At 44.3% G+C, this 436-nt stretch carries 1 protein-coding gene; it reads right to left on the bottom strand.

The genetic code is table 11. The annotated features are described in order from the left end of the window. A partial coding sequence (gene bamD / locus FHK88_RS12225) for an outer membrane protein assembly factor BamD (RefSeq protein WP_227431006.1) occupies window positions 1-436 on the bottom strand: 436 nt, incomplete at both ends.

The raw sequence follows: 436 nt of genomic DNA, 5'->3' as shown, positions 1-436 counted from the left end.
ATATTGAAATACCCATTTAGCACGGTTGGCTGCGGCGACATAAGCTTCACGCTCGATATACCAATTCGCAGCATTAAGCTCACTTTCAGCAAATTGATTATAGATAAAGATCATACGCTGCGCTGCATCTGGCGCATAAGGACTATTGGGGTATTTGCCAATAAGCTCTTGGAAATTAGCAAATGCTAGGCGGTAATATGCCGTATCACGCTCTGCTTGATTGACCGGGAATAGCTTTATGCCTTCAGATGAGCCTTGCATATTGGCTACGCCACGTACATAGTAAGCATAGCTAACTTGAGGATTAGACGGATAAAGGCTAATGAACTGATTGGAACTATTGGCGGCAGCTTCGTATTCATTTATTTCAAACTGCGCATACATCATATCGAGTAAGGCTTGCTCAGCATAGCGACCGGTCGGATAGAATGTGCGC

The sequence above is a fragment of the Psychrobacter sp. I-STPA6b genome, from assembly GCF_020662265.1.
Classification (GTDB): domain Bacteria; phylum Pseudomonadota; class Gammaproteobacteria; order Pseudomonadales; family Moraxellaceae; genus Psychrobacter.
This window is presented reverse-complemented; position numbering and strand designations above follow the sequence as displayed.